Below are 15,419 nucleotides of genomic sequence, written 5' to 3'. Positions count from 1 at the left end.
TTAAACTGGTTCTAATCGGTCAAATACCCGTGCAGCGGCGAAGACGGATATAACCGATAAGGTGATAGTTGCAAGCGGGAGTAAAAGGCCGGGTTCGTAGCGAAGCGGCGGGTGGAACCCGAATCCGTAGTCTAACACGTCGCTTGCCAGCGCGACGACGAGCGCGGCGACCAGTGCCCCGCGCGTCGTCCGCCCGTAGTACGGGATGAGAAATGCTTCGACGACGAACGCGAGATGCGTGATGATGATTCCCCAGTAGTCCCAAACGGCGTTCGGGTCCCACGGCGGGCCGAAATACGCGGAAAACCCGAGGTTCAGTCCGACGAACGTCCAGATGCCGAATTTGACGAGCCAGACGAACGCGAAGGTGTGGAGGTACGCGAGCGGGAGATTTTGCGGCGCGTCGGAAAGGCGATTGCCGAGATTTGGTAGGAGCGTAAGCAGTGAGGCGGTGACGAGCGCGAGCGCCATCGGCGAATCGGCGTACAGCGGCCAGAGAAACGTCGGAACTTCGGGCATGGTTTCGACGTAAAACCGGATGCCGACGAGAATCGCGAGCGAGTTGACGAGGAGCAACCAGACCAAACTCGGCGCGTTTTCGAGATAGTATCGGGCGTACCGCTCGGGAATTGCCATGTTCTTCCCCGCGCAGGGGGCAGTAAAAGAACTGCTGTCATCGTTGCACGCTCTGGACGAATAGAATTATTTATATACTAAGTTTGCTCTTCTACATAAGCATTTTGCATAACTGCTATATAACTATTACCCATTGTGTGTTACTGCCTACCATGTTCGAGTCGTTTTCCAGCGGTTACTACCTCGGCCGTCTGTACGTCGAACCGTCCGGCGCAGACCACGCCGTCATGTCCCAGGACGACCACGAGCGCGTGAACCAAGCCCTCTACGCAAACGGCGATGGAATCGAGCGAATCGACTGGCCCCTCGTCATGAAAATCGACCGGCAACATTTCTCCGTCCACGGAGAAGAGGGCGTTCCAGACCAGACTCTCGTCGTTCCGGACGATCTCCTCGAAAACACCCGGATTCGCAACCCACCGGAACTGAAGGAGGTGTTTCTGGCGAAAGCTGACCGCGTGGAACAACTCCTTCAGTTCCAACCGCGAAATCAGGAGTTCAGAAGTGGGGGTGCCGTGTAAAACGGGAAACGCTGTACCCCTCCCCGAGGATGATTTGAAAAATCGGTTTTCGTGTAATCAGTGCGCTTAACCGCTAGTTAAACCGCTTGCTGACGGTTTTTGCTTCTGTGCTTAGTTTCCGCGACCCTGAAGTTTGTCCTCGTTCGGAATGTCTGCGTTGGCTTCGCCCTTCATGCCCGCGCCGATGTCCTTGCTGATTTCGGCGAGTCGCTCCGGGTCGTCCCAGTTGTTCGTCGCCTCGACGATTGCGTCGGCCATTGCACGCGGGTTCTCGGCACCGAAAATGCCCGACCCGACGAAGATGCCGTCACAACCGTGGTGCATCATGAGCGCGGCGTCGGCGGGCGTGGCGATGCCACCTGCCGCGAAGTTCACGACTGGGAGACGGCCCGCTTCCGCGGTTTCGTGAACCAGTTCCGCGGGCGCTTCGAGTTCACGCGCGAGCATTTCGCGCTCCTCGTGGGTTTTGCCTTGGAGTTCCCGAATCGCACCCTTGATGGTTCGCTGGTGGTGAACCGCTTGATTCACGTCGCCGGTTCCTGCCTCGCCCTTGGTTCGAATCATCGCCGCGCCCTCGTTGATTCGCCGCAGGGCTTCACCGAGGTTGCGCGCGCCGCACACGAACGGGGCGGTGAACTCGCGTTTGTCGATGTGGTATTTGTCGTCCGCCGGGGTGAGGACTTCGGACTCGTCGATCATGTCCACGCCGATGGATTCCAGAATCTGGGCTTCGACCGAGTGCCCGATTCGTGACTTGCCCATCACGGGAATGGACACTTCGTCGATAATTTCCTCCACGTCAGCGGGGTCGGCCATCCGCGCCACGCCGCCCCGTTTTCGGATGTCCGCCGGAACCGCTTCGAGCGACATGACCGCGACCGCACCCGCGTCCTCCGCGATGCGGGCCTGTTCCGGGTTCACTACGTCCATAATGACGCCGCCCTTCTGCATCCGGGCGAAGCCGCGCTTTACGAGTTCCGTCCCACGTTTGAGTTCCTCGATGTCGGTCGGTTCTGCCATGGGTGTTCGTAGCGAACGTGGGGACTTAAGCCGTACCGATTGTGGGACGTGACGTGTCGATGTTTTTGAATCTGTATTTTTTCAGGAGGCGGTATTTTTTGTCCACCACATCGCTTGTTTGGCTTTCCACATGGTTGCGCCAGCGCGCTCGCATGAGCGACGAACGAAGTGAGGCGAGAATGCATTTTCCGCGCTGGCGGGGAGGTAAGGGGACACTGGTGGTAGCGGGGCGGAGGCGGGCCTCGGCGGATGAAGGGCGAGTGAGCGACGAAGGAGCGAATGAGGGCTTCGTTTGTTGTCGTGATTTGCTCACGCTTGTTTGGTTACATTGTGTTGTAGCAAATCACGACAACAAAATAACCGCAACCGCAGCGCAGGCCACACCCTCTCCAATCGATTCCTTCCACTCCTTTCAGTCGTTCCAGTCATTCCTCGCACGAGTCACTCCCTCTGGTCGCTCCCGTGCGCCGAAATTGCTCGTCTCGATTGCTCCCGAAAACCACGTCTGTTGACGCGTATCGAAGCCTCTTTGGCCCGACCATTCGTGCCCGCGAGTATGACCGACCTCCCGCCCCGAGAGAACCTTCCGTGGTACGTCGCGCCGCTTCCGCAGTGGCTGGAGGATTTCGGCCTGCGAATGGCGTGGGTCATCGTCGCGATAAATCTCGTCGGCACCGCCTTCGGTTTCTGGTACTACGGCTTCCACCCGATTCCGCTCTCCGATCCGCTGATAACGTGGCAGTTCGCGGTGGAGCCACCCGAAATGTGGCTGTTCGTCCCCGACAGTCCCGTTGCCACGCTGTTTATCGCGCTGTCGCTCGGCCTGTGGAAACTGGGGCGGAACAACGAGTGGGTGAACGCCCTCGCCTTCTTCGGGTGTATCAAACTCGGTGCGTGGACGCCCTACGTGCTGGTCGCGTTCGCCGACGGATTCCTCGCGGGAACGGCTTTCCCGATGTATCTCTTTCTCTTCTTTAGCCATCTCGCCATGGTCGTTGAGGCGTTTCTCATCTATCGCTACAGCGATTTCCCGGTCGGTGCCGTCTTCGTCGCGGTACTCTGGTACGGTGTCAACGACATTGTAGACTACTTCGTTCCAATCGTCGGCACGCCCCACCACACCGCGCTTCCGGCGCAGGAAGTGCTTGCGACCGGATACAGCCATCCATCACCGACCCACGAAATCGCAGCGGCGGGCGCGGTTACGCTAACACTACTGGCGACCTTTTTGGCGCTTTCGACGCGCGTGAAGAAGTTGGAATCGGTAGACGAATAACAGTCTCCTCTAACAGCTTTATCCTACTCGATTCTCATTGTGGAACCGTTTTCAGTACGTTACAGTATCCGAGAGTACATTTTAGTAGTCTCCGATGCGAATAGGTACCATGCATACCGAGCGAGACGATTCCGAGAGTCTTCCAGAGGCGAGGTTACACATCGAAGAAGGAACCAACGGTCGCAGAGCAATGGCGTTTCTCGCCGCAAACGACGGCCACGCGTTTACTCGAAGCGAGATACGGGACGGGACTGGGATTTCTGATGGAAGCATCGGGTCGGTACTCACACGATTAGCAGACGACGGCCTGCTCGAACATCGGGGGCAGTATTGGACGCTTTCGGTGGAGAAGATGGACGAAATAGATTCGGAGGCCTTGCTGGCCGAACTCCGTGAAGAGTGGAACGAAGGCTGGTAACTAGTGTCGAACCTTTCGAACGGTTACATCTCGCTGTTCGCGGGTCGTTCCCGCTCACAATTTCGAGGTGTTTCACGTCTCGTCGTCCGTATGCGACCGCACCCACAGCTCCCCGATTCGTGAGAGTCGCGTCCGGTAGGACTTCCCGTGCTCTTCCTGCTCGATATATCCTTTTCCGCCTGGCCCGAGCCTGTCCACGTTGTAGATGACTTTCGACCGAAAGCTGTCGGTGTACTCCTCGTTCAAATCGCGGGACAGCGCGTGGGCGAGTTCGCTTACGCTCTCGAACTCGCCGTGTTCGCCGAGGGTGAACAGAATGAGTTCCTCGAACGGTTTGACGTTGGAAAACGAAGCGACCGGGAGTTCCACGATGTGTTTCCCGTCGATTTCCTTCGCGCCGATGGTCGTCCCGCGTTCGTCGAACTCAGAGAGCAGGTCGCGGGCGCTCTCCAGTCTCGTTTCGATGCGCGCTTCGTCAACGTCACCGTCGCGGATGGACGCGAGCAGGTCGATTTCCTCGCGCAGTTCTTCTGCAAGTTCGGTTTCCAGATACTTCTCCGGCGCGGTGTAGTAGGTGTGAATCTTTTCGCGGTCGCTCTGGCGCTCGACCATGATGGAGTGGGCCGCGGTCGCGAACGCGAAACTCACCGTTCGGGGCATCGCGCTGACGTTCACCCACACTTCCCCGCCAGCATCGAGTTCGGCGTTGATTCGGTCGTAGGCCTGTTCGAACGCGGCGTCGTAGTCGTACACGTCGGCCAGCACGACGCGCTCCGTTTCCGCCCCGAGTAGGTTCTCGAAATCCTTGCCGAGTTTCCGGGAGAGATGGCGAGAGTATTCGACGTTCGCCTCGCTCCCGACCGCACCTTCGAGGAGGATGACGCGGTCAACGTCGAGTTGGTCGCGCACCAAGGGCGCGATAACCCGGTCGTAGTCGAATCCGACCGGAACGATGTGTGTCTGCATGCCTGTCAGTTCTCGTGAAGTCGATTTAAACTCGTCGTGAGCAGCTTTCGATGGTACGGGATTTCTAGCATACTCTTACTGTGACCAAATGAACAGCGAGTGAGAGAATCGGTTGGGGAGGCGTGTGGCGAACGAGATTTCTGCGAAATCTCGCTGGCGAGCGGTGCAACCGCGAGTGCGGTGCGGGTGCGGTTTCAGTAGAGTCGTGATTACCTAGCGCCAGTATCTTACTTACCGCCAGTATCGTAAACAGAGTAAATCTAGTGCAGTTGTGGACTGAATGAGTTCTCATACAACGACCACTGCAGAAAAAACGATTCGCGCTAGTCGGCGTGGAGGTCGAAGTACAGGTTTCGTTCTTCATCTGGTGCGGGCGACGTAACCGCCGACACCGAAACCGTCAGCACCAGTCCGATTCCCATGCCGACCACAGAAGCCAGCCAGCCGCCGTAACTGCTCGGTACGAACGAGAGGAAGACGCTGGAAAGATAGAACATCTGACTGCCGATGATTCCGGCAAGCATCCCGGTTCGGGTCACGCGCGACCAGTAGAGCGCAACGATGACGGGGAGGGCGAGTTGTGCAAACCCGCCGAAGGCCGTCGAACCAATCGTCGTAATCGCTTTCGGCGAGTACAGACTGGCGACGAACGCCGCGATTGCGAAGACGGCCACGCCGATTCGCCCGAGGGTGTCCTCCCAACTGCTACTCGCGTCGGGGTTGATGAACGGGCGGTAGAGGTCGCGGGTGAAGTAGGACGACCCGGAGAGGAGCATCGAGTCGGACGAAGACATCATCGCGGCCATCGCGCCCGCGATGACCAGCGCGGCGAACCACGCCGGGGCGTACTCTGCGAGCAGGATAGAGAGAACGTTTCCGTTCTCCGGCACGTTGATTGGCAGGCCACGCGCCCACGCGCCGAGCATGAACGCTGGAACGAACAGCAGAACGACCAGAATCGGCCAGAGCGAGAAGGTTCGTTTCAGCACCTTCTTCGACCCCGCCACGAAAAATCGCTGGTTGACCTGCGGGAACATCGCCACGCCGAACGCGATGCCGATTGCCTGCGAGAGCATCCACTGCGGGGAGTATCGCCCGCCTCCGAGCGAGAGGAACTCGGGGTTCGATTCGGCGAGTTGTGCGGTTGCGGAACCCATGCCGCCCAGTTCGGTTAGCACCCAGAGCGCAGCAACCCAGACCATTACGAGCATGAAGACACCTTGAAGCGTGTCCGTCCACGCAATCCCGCGCATTCCGGCGAGGACGACGTAGGCAATCATGAACACCGTCACGAGGCCCGCGCCCATCGCGTAGGAGAGTTCCCCGCCGGTCAGGGCTTCCAGCGCAGTTCCGGCCCCGACCTGTTGGAGCATCACGTAGGGGAACAGCCAGAACAGGCTGATTCCGGCGACGAGGCCCCGGAGCAGGGGCGAGCCGAACCGGTCGCCGAGCATCTCGCCGAGGGTGACGTAGCCATGTTCGCGCCCGAGGAGCCACTGTTTGTAACCGATGACGTACCACAGCACGGCGAACAGAATGCCATCCATCAGGCCCATCACGAGAATCCACTCCGGCCCGAAACCGTAGGCCGTGTTTGGCCCGCCGAAGAAGGTGAACGCCGAGAGAAGAGTCGCAAACGTCGTGAACAGCAAAACGACGGTTCCGAGGGTACGACTGGCGAGGTAATAATCCTCCGCGCTTCGGTCGGTCAGCCGATACGCGAGCAGGCCGACGAGCAACGAGAGGGCAAGATAGCCGCCGACGATTCCCACTTGAAGCGTCGTCTCGTTCATACGCCCTCCTCGATGCCGAGGCCCCACGCTCGGTCTGCGAACAGTTTGAACACGAGCGATGCGACCACCATCCAGCCGATGTGCCACCAGAGCCACACAGGCAATCCGTACAGTACCTGCCCGTCACCCCAGAGGAACCACGGAATCGTCAGCGCGATGAGTACCGCGAAGACGACCACCCAACCGATTCGTGCGGAGTCGTTCATTATCGTCCCAAATGTTTTACTATATGGTGATAAATGTTGCTAATCATGTTCGAAAATACTCTTCGAAGAAAATTTCTCTTCAATAGGCGGTCAATCCGTCACTGTGAGCAACGATTAACCGTCTCGAAATTCCACAACCAACATGACCAAAACCGCGATTCAGTTGTACTCCCTCCGCGAACTGGACGAATCGCTTCTCGATTTGCTCGCCCGTGTCGGCGAAACAAATTTTGATGGCGTGGAGTTCGCGGGGTTAGGTGGCGAAACCCCGGAAACTGTCGCAGAGGCACTCGATACCGCCGGACTCGGCGTTGCGGGTGCACACGTCCCGTTCGAGGAACTCGAAGCGAATCCGGCAGACGTGGTCGAAACCTACCGCAAAGTGGGCTGCGACCACCTCGTCGTCCCGTATCTCGACGAATCGCATTTCGATACCGAAAAGACGGCAGTCGAAACCGCACACCAACTGGATGACCTCGCGGAGCGAGTTGCGGAGGCTGGTGCGGAACTCTCCTATCACAACCACGACCACGAGTTCGTCGAAATCGGTGACAGAACAGCCTTCGACGCTTTCATCGCGGAATCGAATCTGAACATCGAACTCGACGTTGGCTGGGTCGTGGCCGCGGGCCGCGACCCGATTTCGCTTCTCGACTGCCTTTCGGGGCGCACTCCCTTGGTGCATCTGAAAGACACCGCCGACGGAACACCGGTCGAACTCGGTGATGGCGACGTGGACATGGGGGCCTGCGCCGACACTGCGCGCAGTGTCGGCGCGGAATGGCTCGTGTACGAGCACGACGACCCGAACGACCCGGAAGCGTCACTTCTTCACGGTGCCGAACGTCTCACAGAACTGAACAAACGTCCATGAATATTAGTTATCGTCGTGTGTTTCACGACGGTTCTGGGTGAAAAATAACTACAAAATCACGCCAGCAAACGACGGTGACGACAGCTATTTCAGCACTCAAGCGCCAAAATGAGACGTATCCATGGCACAGTTCATGGACGCATCACAATCACGCCCCCCACAGGGGCAGTTCATCACTCATGGACGATACAGCGAAATACCTCATTCACGCAGACATTACCGCCGACGGGGTGGTAGAACGCAGTGACGTTGTCGGCGCGATATTCGGTCAGACCGAGGGATTGCTGGGTGACGACCTCGATTTGCGAGACCTCCAGCAGTCCTCCAAAGTCGGTCGGATCGACGTTCGCGTCGAAAGCGAACACGGCCAGTCGTTCGGCACCGTCACCATCGCCAGCAGTCTCGACAAAGTCGAGACGGCGATTCTGGCGGCCTCGCTCGAAACGATAGAACGCGTCGGCCCGTGCCGCTCCAGCGTCAGCATCGCCAACATCGAAGACGTTCGCACCGCAAAGCGCCGAGAAGTCGTCGACCGCGCGAAGGAACTGCTGTCGTCGTCGTTCGACGACGACGTGATGACCAGTCGGGAAATTCTGGCGGAGGTTCGCCAGAGCGTCCGCGTCGAGGACATCACGGAGTACGAAGGATTCCCCGCCGGGCCGAACGTCACGAACAGCGACGCGATTATCGTCGTAGAGGGTCGCGCAGACGTGTTGACCCTTCTCCGATACGGCGTGAAAAACGCCATCGCAGTGGAGGGAACGAACGTTCCGGATGTCGTCGCCGACCTCACGCAAGAGCGCACGACCACTGCGTTTCTCGACGCTGACCGCGGCGGCGACCTCATCCTGAAGGAACTCGAACAGGTGGGCGACATCGACTACGTCGCCGTCGCCCCGCCCGGCAAATCGGTCGAAGACCTCTCCCGCGACGAGGTGATGTCTTCCCTCCGGAAAAAGAAGTCGCTCGACCGATTCGAACAGGGCGACACCGAGTTTGCGGCCGCGACCGACGGAAGCGCACGCCCCGCACCCGAAAGCGACGAGAGCGATACGGAACGTCCGACGGAACCCGCAATCGAGAGCGCGGAGAACGGCGACGCAGAAGACGACGAGAGCGTTTCGGACGCCGAAGACGAACCCCTCGAAGCCATAACCGACGCGACGGAAATCGAGTCCGAAAGTGAAAGCGAAGGAAAGACGGCCGACGACTCGCCCGCGGGCGAGTCGTCGGTGGAAACGGACCTCGAAACGGAATCCGAACCTGCATCCGAATCCGCCGACACCGAACCGGAATCCACCGCCGACACCGAATCCTCTTCGCAACCTGACTCCGAATCCGACGCTGTGTCCTCGGAACCAACGACGCTTCGCGGTCACACGCAAACCGTCATCGACGGCGAATCCGAAACGGTGCGACTGCTCGATTCGGAGTTCGAAATCACGGCGGAAGCGCCCGCCGACGAAACGTTCGACGCAATCGAAAGCGCGGAAACCGTCCCGGCCACAGTCGTCTTCGACGGAACGCTCGACCAACGCATTCTCGACGTGTCGGCCCAGCGTGGCGTCGAACAAATCGTCGCCCGCGACGAAGGCGAGTTCGTCAAAAAACCGACAACGGTTCGCATCCTGACCGCGGACAGGTTTTAACAGCTCTTTTTCAATACGAGCGCCGTTCCGCCGTCGGCGTAGTATGCCGATTCTTCGCGCCACAGTTCGAATCCTACCGATTCGTACAGCGTTCGGGCCGACTCGTTTTCCTCGTGAACCGTCAGCGAAACGTGGTCACAGCCTCGATTTTCCGCCGCTTCGATTGCCGTTTCCACCAATCTCGTCGCCCGGCCTTCTCGGCGGTGTGACGGCTCTACCACCAATTCCGGGAGATATGCGTCGTCGGAAGCCATCAGCAGGACATACCCGACTGGGCGACCTTCAGCGGTCGAAACAAAGACGGTGCCGATTCCCGAAAGTGCGGTTTCGAGCAGTTGGGGCGTCGGTTCGGGAAGCCACTCCCGAACCTGCCGGAGGCGAGAAAGGTCGTCGGAAGTGGCTTTGCGAATCACGCCGGAAGACCCGCAAGCAGTGCCAGACCGGCACCCAACAGCGCGCCGGAGAGCGTGGCGAGGAAGTTGACGCTCTGGTTGCCTATTTTCTCCCCTTCGATGGTCGCGCCGAGGAGGCTATCGACGGTCATGCCGCCAATTCCGGCCAGCGCGATGACGCCCCCACCGAGGAGTCCAATCGAATCGAACAGCAGGACGGCGATGAGTGCGACGACACTCGCGCCGAGGGCACCGGCCAACTCGCCCTGCCACGTGACACCGCCGTCGGTTCCCGGTTCGACGCGCCTGAGTGTCGTAATGAGTCGCGGATTGTCGAAGACGCCGCCGATTTCGCTCGACAGAGTGTCGCTCATCGCGGTTGCGATGCTTCCCGCGAAGGCGAACAGGAAAACGGTGCTGGCGACGGGCAGGCGGTCGCTCGCGGCGAAAGCCAACACCGCAAATAGCGCGACTGCGGCGTTGCCGAGGACGTTCCCGCCGCCGCGTGCGCCCTCGTTGGCTTCCGCGACACCGTTCTTTCGTTTCTGCTCGTAGCGGAACTTCGTGGACAGCGCCCCCAGCGCGAAAAAGGAGATGAGGACGGCGAACCACGGATAGCCGCCGAGGACGATGGTGAGCAGTGCGAGGAGGACGCCGGTCAACATTCCAGTAACCGAGGCGGTGTCGAGCACCCACGAGATGTAGCCGAATCCGGCAGTAATTGCAATCGCCAGTCCGACTTCGAGCGGCGTCACCGTCACGGTCAGGTCGGCGAACAACCAGAGGAGAAGCGCCACGGAGAACATCACCAGCGGGTCGTCGCGCTCGAACAGGACGGAACGAAGCAGTCCGGAAAACAGCGCGCCGCTCGCGGCGAGGAAGATGATGATGGGAACCAACGAATCCACCGGCGCGCCGCTGATTTGTAGAACGATGATTTGTGCGACGATGGCCGCGACGAATCCGCCGAGAGTGAATCCAGTCGTCGCGGTAATCGCGGTGTTGTTCCACGACCGAGCGACTTGCTCGGCGAGGTTTCCGTAGACGAGCAGGCAGACGGCGGCGATGAATACGCGCGTCGGAAGGCCGACGAGCATGACGAGCATGGCGAGTCCGGCGGTGGCAAAGGAGAACGCGGCGAGGCCGCGGAGTCTCCCTTCACTGCGGTCGCTGGGGCGTGCGAACAGGTCGAACACGACCCCGTCGTCTACGACGAGCGAGAGCGCACCAATTGCGGCGAACAGCGCGGCCACGCCCGCCACCAGCACCGACCCAACGAGGGTTAGCGTTCCGAGTACCGCGAACGCTGCCGCCCGCCGAATGCTCGTGGTCACGATGTGGATTTTCGGGGACGAACACTTAATCCTCCCGAACGGAGGATGGCGTGACGTTTAAGAGACGATAGCGGCAATTTCGGGCCAGTGGGACTTTACGACAAGTACCTCACGGCTCGCGTCCGCCGCCACGGGGCCGACCCGCCGAGCCACATCGCCGTCGTCATCACCGAGCGCGACCTGTTGGAACAGGGCGCGTACGAAACGCTCGAATCCTTCTTCGACTGGGCGTTCGACTACGGCGCGGAGCGCGTCACGGTGTACGTGAGCGTTCTCGATTCCGGCGCGGTGCCGACCCTCCAGCGGGAACTCGAAAACGTCCGCGCACCGCGAGACATCGCGGTGCGCGGCCCGGACGACCTCACGCCCGCCGACGCCCCGATTCAGGTGAGCATCGGCCTCGGGGGAAAAAGCGAGTTCGCGGAGGCGGTACGCGCGGTCGCGGAGGACGTGCAATCCGGCGACGTATCCGCAGACGAGGTGGACGAGTCGGCAATCGAATCGCGATTGGTGTTTCCGACCGACCCCGATTTGGTCATCAAAACCGGCGCGGAACGCCTCTCGGATTTCATGATTTGGCAGTCGGTGTACTCGGAGCTGTACTTCACCGACGTGAACTGGCGCGATTTCCGCCAGCGCGACTATCTGCGCGCGATGTTGGATTACAAAAATCGACAGCGGAGATTTGGGCGGTAACAAGTGGTATCGGATCCCGGTTTGTTCTCCTCGGAACTGTAGCTCAATCGCTCAGATTGCCGTCGGCTACTCCGTCGGAACTCATCGACGCGGCACTCGCCGAGGTGTATGGTTGGCCATCTACGGTCAACGTCGCGGGGCCGCTCTTCGTCGCGGACGTGACGCCGCCGGTCACGTAGAAGGCGTACACTCTACCGGCCGGAACCGTTCCCGTCGCTCGCCTCGAATTTGGTGGACGCTTCGCCGAGACGGAAGACGCCCACGTCGTTGTGAGCGTTGCACCATTGTCACCCGCTGGGCCGATGTAGGTGCCTGCCCGAACGTCGAAGGTGGTCGCCGAACTGTTACCGCTGTTGTCGATGCGGACGAGACTTGCCGATTGGAGCGGCACCTGTCCGAGCGGTGGCGGACTCGGCAGAGGCGGCGTCGTATTCGGTGCCGTGGGTGAACCGTTGGTTGTCATCCGGTTTTCGACGTACGACGAGTTCGTCTGCATACCGCTTCCGCCGATCGTTCCGGAGACGGTCCCCCACGTGTCCGGTGCTTGGTCGATGGCGATGCCGTACACCGTTCCGTAGTCGTTGCGAACCTGCACGTTACTGAGCTGGAGGTATTCGAGGTTCGCAGGTGTCCCATCCGACATCTTACCGTTTCTCGTGTATAGCGCATCTTCGTTCAGCTTGGTAGAATTGTAGCTGATTCTACAGTTTCGGATGTCGATACGCTCACACGGTACCGGTGCAGCGATTGCACCGCGGCAGCTGGGATCTAAATACCGATGGTTAAAGTCGGAATCGGCGACGGTGAGCGTTCCGTTGTAACTGTCGATGCCCGCCGCCGAGTTGGTAGCGTCGGTCGCCTCCACGTTGACGCCTTTTTGGAGCGACCCACCCGACCACGCCTGTTGTGGATGCTGGGCATTTTTGATCGAGACGCAGTTGTTCAATTCGGTGTTCCCTCCGAGCCGCATTCCGTTCTGCGTATTTCGGAAATAGCAGTTGAAGATGTTCAACTTCCCCGCGGGCTTTTTGGCGTAAATGGTGTTTTCACCCCACAGCTCGAACCAACAGCGATTGAGCGAGATTGCCCCGCTCGACGATTCTATCAGTATCGCTCGGGTGTTGCTCGCCTGTGTCGGTGTAGCCGACCCCTCGTGGAAGTAACAATCCTGTAGGAGTCCTCTCGTCCCCTGTGCCGCCGAGAGTCGGAAGAATGTCCGAGCGTCACTCGAATTGTTGCTTCCGACGTTGGTGTCCGTATTCGAACGAACTTTCCCACGCGTAACGAGCCGTTTGAGTTCCCAGTTGCCGGCAGCAGAGTCCATTTTGATGAACGGAGGTCCCACCACGTTGCGCATGTCGAGTTCGAAGCCGTCGAGGACGAACCCGTTCGAACGGGCTTCTATCCAACGAACGTTGCCGGAACGACCGGGAACGAGTCGCGCACCGTCCGGTGCCCTGAGCGTGAGATTTTCCGTACCCGACGCAACGAGGATGTCGTTGAGTTTGTACGTGCCCGGGGGGAAATTGATGGTGGTGTTGCTCCCGACGAGTCGGTCGAGCACGGAATCGATGGCCGTCCCTCCCGTGTTGTCCGCACCTTGGTTCACGATGTTGTACGTCGGCATTTACGTATCCCCCTCTCGTGGCTGTTTGGCGTCTCCGATTTGACGTGTTCGTCCCTGCACCGTCTTTTTTCGACCGAGGCGCTCTGCGATGTTGGTGTCACTTCGAGTTTCCATTCCGAATGTCGCTTTCACGATTTCGGTGCTTTCGTTTCGTAGCACAGTGAAATAATATTGGCTATCGGAGTTAATTATTGGCTGCTACTCTATAAGAATATTTTGTAATAGATAATTAACTAACTAAAATAGGGAAGATATCCAAATGTGGTTGGAAAAACAACAACACTAGAAATGACCTGAATAGCCGACGAACGTTCCTCAAAACGGTCGGTGTTGCCATGGGCGCAGTTGGTTTCGAAAGCACGGTTGCCATCGCACAGGACGCGCCGGGGAATGAGGAACAGCCGTCCGGATGGACGACTCGCCGCGGAAACCCGGCCAGAACGGGTGCTGTCGAAGAGGACGGACCGACACCATATCCGACGACCGACTGGACGATGGATCCAGACGGGAGCCTATACGACCTCGAACCGATAGTCGCTGACGGAACGGTGTATCTGCCCGTCACGACCGACAACAGCCCCTCCGGAAACGATGGGTACGTCGGTGCGTACGATGCCGAAACCGGAACAGAGCTGTGGACGCAGTCCGAACTGTCTGCGCCGAGGTCACCCACGGTCAGTAGCGATATGGTGTACGTTGCGACGAAAGTTCCGGGAGCTTCTGAATCGAGCGAAACCGGTCTTTACGCACTCGACCGCGAAAACGGCGACATCGTCTGGGATCGAACGAACTCCCCAGAATGGGCACCACCGGTGCTCGTGGACGGTCTGCTCTACACGGCGAACCGTACCGGTGCAGTCGCAGTCGACCCATCGACCGGCGAAACCGAATGGCGAACCGAAGACGTCGGCGGCATCGCAAACGGCTTCGACGGTCAGGTGAGCGCCGTCAACGGAACCGTATTCCTCGCCGACGGAACCGCACTCGACGCGGAGGACGGGTCGGTACAATGGCAGGCGTCTTCCGACCGTCCCCTGCTCGGCTCCCACGCGGCCGACGAAGAGCGGGTTTACTATCTCCGAAGCGAGTACATCCGGGGCGACGACGACCGCGTGGTTCTCGAAGCGCGGTCGATAGAAACTGGACGCATCGACTGGACGTACAGGTCCGACGACGACGAGTGGGACGGAAGAAAAGCGGTGACCGACAACTACGTTCTCATCGTCGAAGCTACAGAGGGGACGTGGGCCGTGAAGGCGCTCGACAAAGGGACGGGAACCGTAGAGTGGACGAGCGAACTCCCCGGCGAGTTCATCGATGACCCGTCGGTGGGCAACGGAATCGTGTACGTCGGCGGCCGATATTTCCCGACCGATTCCGACTACGGACGAGCGTTCGTCTCTGCCCTCGACGCGACGACCGGCGACCACCTGTGGGACTACCTCCTCGACAGCAGTGACCTCGAGACCTCACCCGAGAATCCACCGAGTGCAGAGACTCCCATCGTGGCAGACGGAAACCTGTACGTCGATACGTATCCCGCTGGCTCGACGTTCGACTACGAGTATCAGTACTACTCGAACTTTTTCGCCCTCGGGCCGTGTGACAAACGCCCGGACGAGGAAGATACTCCGAACGACGACGGGAAACCGGACGACTGCGAGGAGTACGAACGACCAGAAGCGTGCATAGATGTAACGTCGAATCGTAATGTATCGGAGTTCGACGCGGGCGAAACCGTCTGGCTAAACGGCTTCTGTTCGACCGGAAGCGATCTGACATACGAGTGGGACAGCACTGAAGACGGCCAGTCCGACGAAAACGGTACCTCGTTCCCGGTGACGATTCCCGAATGCGGCACGGTGACGGTGAGCCTTACGGTCACCGATTCGAAAGGCAACAGCGATACTACGGATATGGCTGTCTCGGCAACGTAACGTCTGTCTGGAAACCTGTTCGCCGCCGCGCACAGATAAGATTCTACCAGAACGACTTTCTGCGAACGATTTTT

At 59.3% G+C, this 15,419-nt stretch carries 16 protein-coding genes; 7 read left to right on the top strand and 9 right to left on the bottom strand.

Features of this window, described 5'->3' with window-relative positions; translation table 11 throughout:
- The gene (locus BW974_RS11455) at positions 1-636 is read right to left on the bottom strand and encodes a DUF1405 domain-containing protein (RefSeq protein WP_076430429.1); all 636 of its coding nucleotides are present in this window, start codon (positions 634-636) and stop codon (positions 1-3) included.
- A 152-nt stretch (positions 637-788) separates the two neighbouring features.
- Here BW974_RS11455 and BW974_RS11450 point away from each other — a divergent pair, with 152 nt between their 5' ends.
- Positions 789-1,157 (top strand): DUF5802 family protein, encoded by a 369-nt coding sequence (locus tag BW974_RS11450; protein WP_076430428.1) that lies wholly within the window; start codon positions 789-791, stop codon positions 1,155-1,157.
- 111 nt (positions 1,158-1,268) lie between these two features.
- On the opposite strand, the gene pdxS is transcribed toward BW974_RS11450, so the two are convergent.
- Positions 1,269-2,177 carry a pyridoxal 5'-phosphate synthase lyase subunit PdxS gene (gene pdxS, locus BW974_RS11445; RefSeq protein ID WP_076430427.1) on the bottom strand — a complete coding sequence of 303 codons (909 nt, stop codon included), beginning with the start codon at positions 2,175-2,177 and terminating at the stop codon, positions 1,269-1,271.
- A 556-nt stretch (positions 2,178-2,733) separates the two neighbouring features.
- Here pdxS and BW974_RS11440 point away from each other — a divergent pair.
- Both BW974_RS11440 and BW974_RS11435 read left to right on the top strand, forming a co-directional pair.
- Positions 2,734-3,453, top strand: coding sequence for a DUF1405 domain-containing protein (locus BW974_RS11440; RefSeq protein WP_076430426.1), 720 nt, complete (start codon positions 2,734-2,736; stop codon positions 3,451-3,453).
- A gap of 109 nt (positions 3,454-3,562) precedes the next feature.
- Positions 3,563-3,871, top strand: a complete 309-nt coding sequence (locus tag BW974_RS11435; RefSeq protein ID WP_076430425.1) for a MarR family transcriptional regulator — start codon at positions 3,563-3,565, stop codon at positions 3,869-3,871.
- A gap of 72 nt (positions 3,872-3,943) precedes the next feature.
- Here the strand turns inward: BW974_RS11435 and BW974_RS11430 are convergent, their stop codons facing one another.
- The 3 genes from BW974_RS11430 to BW974_RS11420 form a co-directional block, all read right to left on the bottom strand.
- A complete protein-coding gene (locus tag BW974_RS11430) occupies positions 3,944-4,837 on the bottom strand; it encodes an HFX_2341 family transcriptional regulator (RefSeq protein WP_076430424.1) in 894 nt (297 codons plus the stop codon).
- 323 nt (positions 4,838-5,160) lie between these two features.
- Entirely contained in the window at positions 5,161-6,630 is a 1,470-nt protein-coding gene (locus BW974_RS11425) for a sodium:solute symporter family protein (RefSeq protein ID WP_076430423.1), read from the bottom strand.
- The gene (locus tag BW974_RS11420; protein WP_076430422.1) at positions 6,627-6,836 is read right to left on the bottom strand and encodes a DUF3311 domain-containing protein; all 210 of its coding nucleotides are present in this window, start codon (positions 6,834-6,836) and stop codon (positions 6,627-6,629) included. Before BW974_RS11420 ends, BW974_RS11425 begins: the two co-directional genes overlap by 4 nt.
- 142 nt (positions 6,837-6,978) lie before the next feature.
- On the opposite strand from BW974_RS11420, the gene BW974_RS11415 reads away from it, so the two are divergent.
- Positions 6,979-7,710, top strand: coding sequence for a sugar phosphate isomerase/epimerase family protein (locus BW974_RS11415; protein ID WP_076430421.1), 732 nt, complete (start codon positions 6,979-6,981; stop codon positions 7,708-7,710).
- A gap of 179 nt (positions 7,711-7,889) precedes the next feature.
- A complete protein-coding gene (gene dnaG / locus BW974_RS11410) occupies positions 7,890-9,359 on the top strand; it encodes a DNA primase DnaG (RefSeq protein ID WP_076430420.1) in 1,470 nt (489 codons plus the stop codon).
- Here the strand turns inward: dnaG and BW974_RS11405 are convergent.
- Both BW974_RS11405 and BW974_RS11400 read right to left on the bottom strand, forming a co-directional pair.
- On the bottom strand, positions 9,356-9,772 hold the full coding sequence (locus BW974_RS11405) for a GNAT family N-acetyltransferase (protein ID WP_076430419.1): 417 nt from the start codon (positions 9,770-9,772) through the stop codon (positions 9,356-9,358). The genes dnaG and BW974_RS11405 overlap by 4 nt on opposite strands.
- A complete protein-coding gene (locus BW974_RS11400; protein WP_076430418.1) occupies positions 9,769-11,085 on the bottom strand; it encodes a DUF92 domain-containing protein in 1,317 nt (438 codons plus the stop codon). Before BW974_RS11400 ends, BW974_RS11405 begins: the two co-directional genes overlap by 4 nt.
- 87 nt (positions 11,086-11,172) lie before the next feature.
- Between BW974_RS11400 and BW974_RS11395 the strand changes: the two genes are divergently transcribed.
- Positions 11,173-11,781 carry an undecaprenyl diphosphate synthase family protein gene (locus BW974_RS11395; RefSeq protein ID WP_076430417.1) on the top strand — a complete coding sequence of 203 codons (609 nt, stop codon included), beginning with the start codon at positions 11,173-11,175 and terminating at the stop codon, positions 11,779-11,781.
- Between the two features lie 43 nt (positions 11,782-11,824).
- On the opposite strand, the gene BW974_RS11390 is transcribed toward BW974_RS11395, so the two are convergent.
- On the bottom strand, positions 11,825-13,408 hold the full coding sequence (locus tag BW974_RS11390; protein WP_076430416.1) for a hypothetical protein: 1,584 nt from the start codon (positions 13,406-13,408) through the stop codon (positions 11,825-11,827).
- Positions 13,409-13,567 (bottom strand): hypothetical protein, encoded by a 159-nt coding sequence (locus BW974_RS25635; RefSeq protein WP_175609683.1) that lies wholly within the window; start codon positions 13,565-13,567, stop codon positions 13,409-13,411.
- Positions 13,568-13,743: 176 nt separating this feature from the next.
- Here BW974_RS25635 and BW974_RS11385 point away from each other — a divergent pair, with 176 nt between their 5' ends.
- Positions 13,744-15,345 carry an outer membrane protein assembly factor BamB family protein gene (locus BW974_RS11385; RefSeq protein WP_084186261.1) on the top strand — a complete coding sequence of 534 codons (1,602 nt, stop codon included), beginning with the start codon at positions 13,744-13,746 and terminating at the stop codon, positions 15,343-15,345.
- Positions 15,346-15,419: the final 74 nt, after the last annotated feature.

Source organism: Haladaptatus litoreus, assembly GCF_900156425.1.
In the GTDB taxonomy this organism is placed as follows: Archaea; Halobacteriota; Halobacteria; order Halobacteriales; family Haladaptataceae; genus Haladaptatus; species Haladaptatus litoreus.
This window is presented reverse-complemented; position numbering and strand designations above follow the sequence as displayed.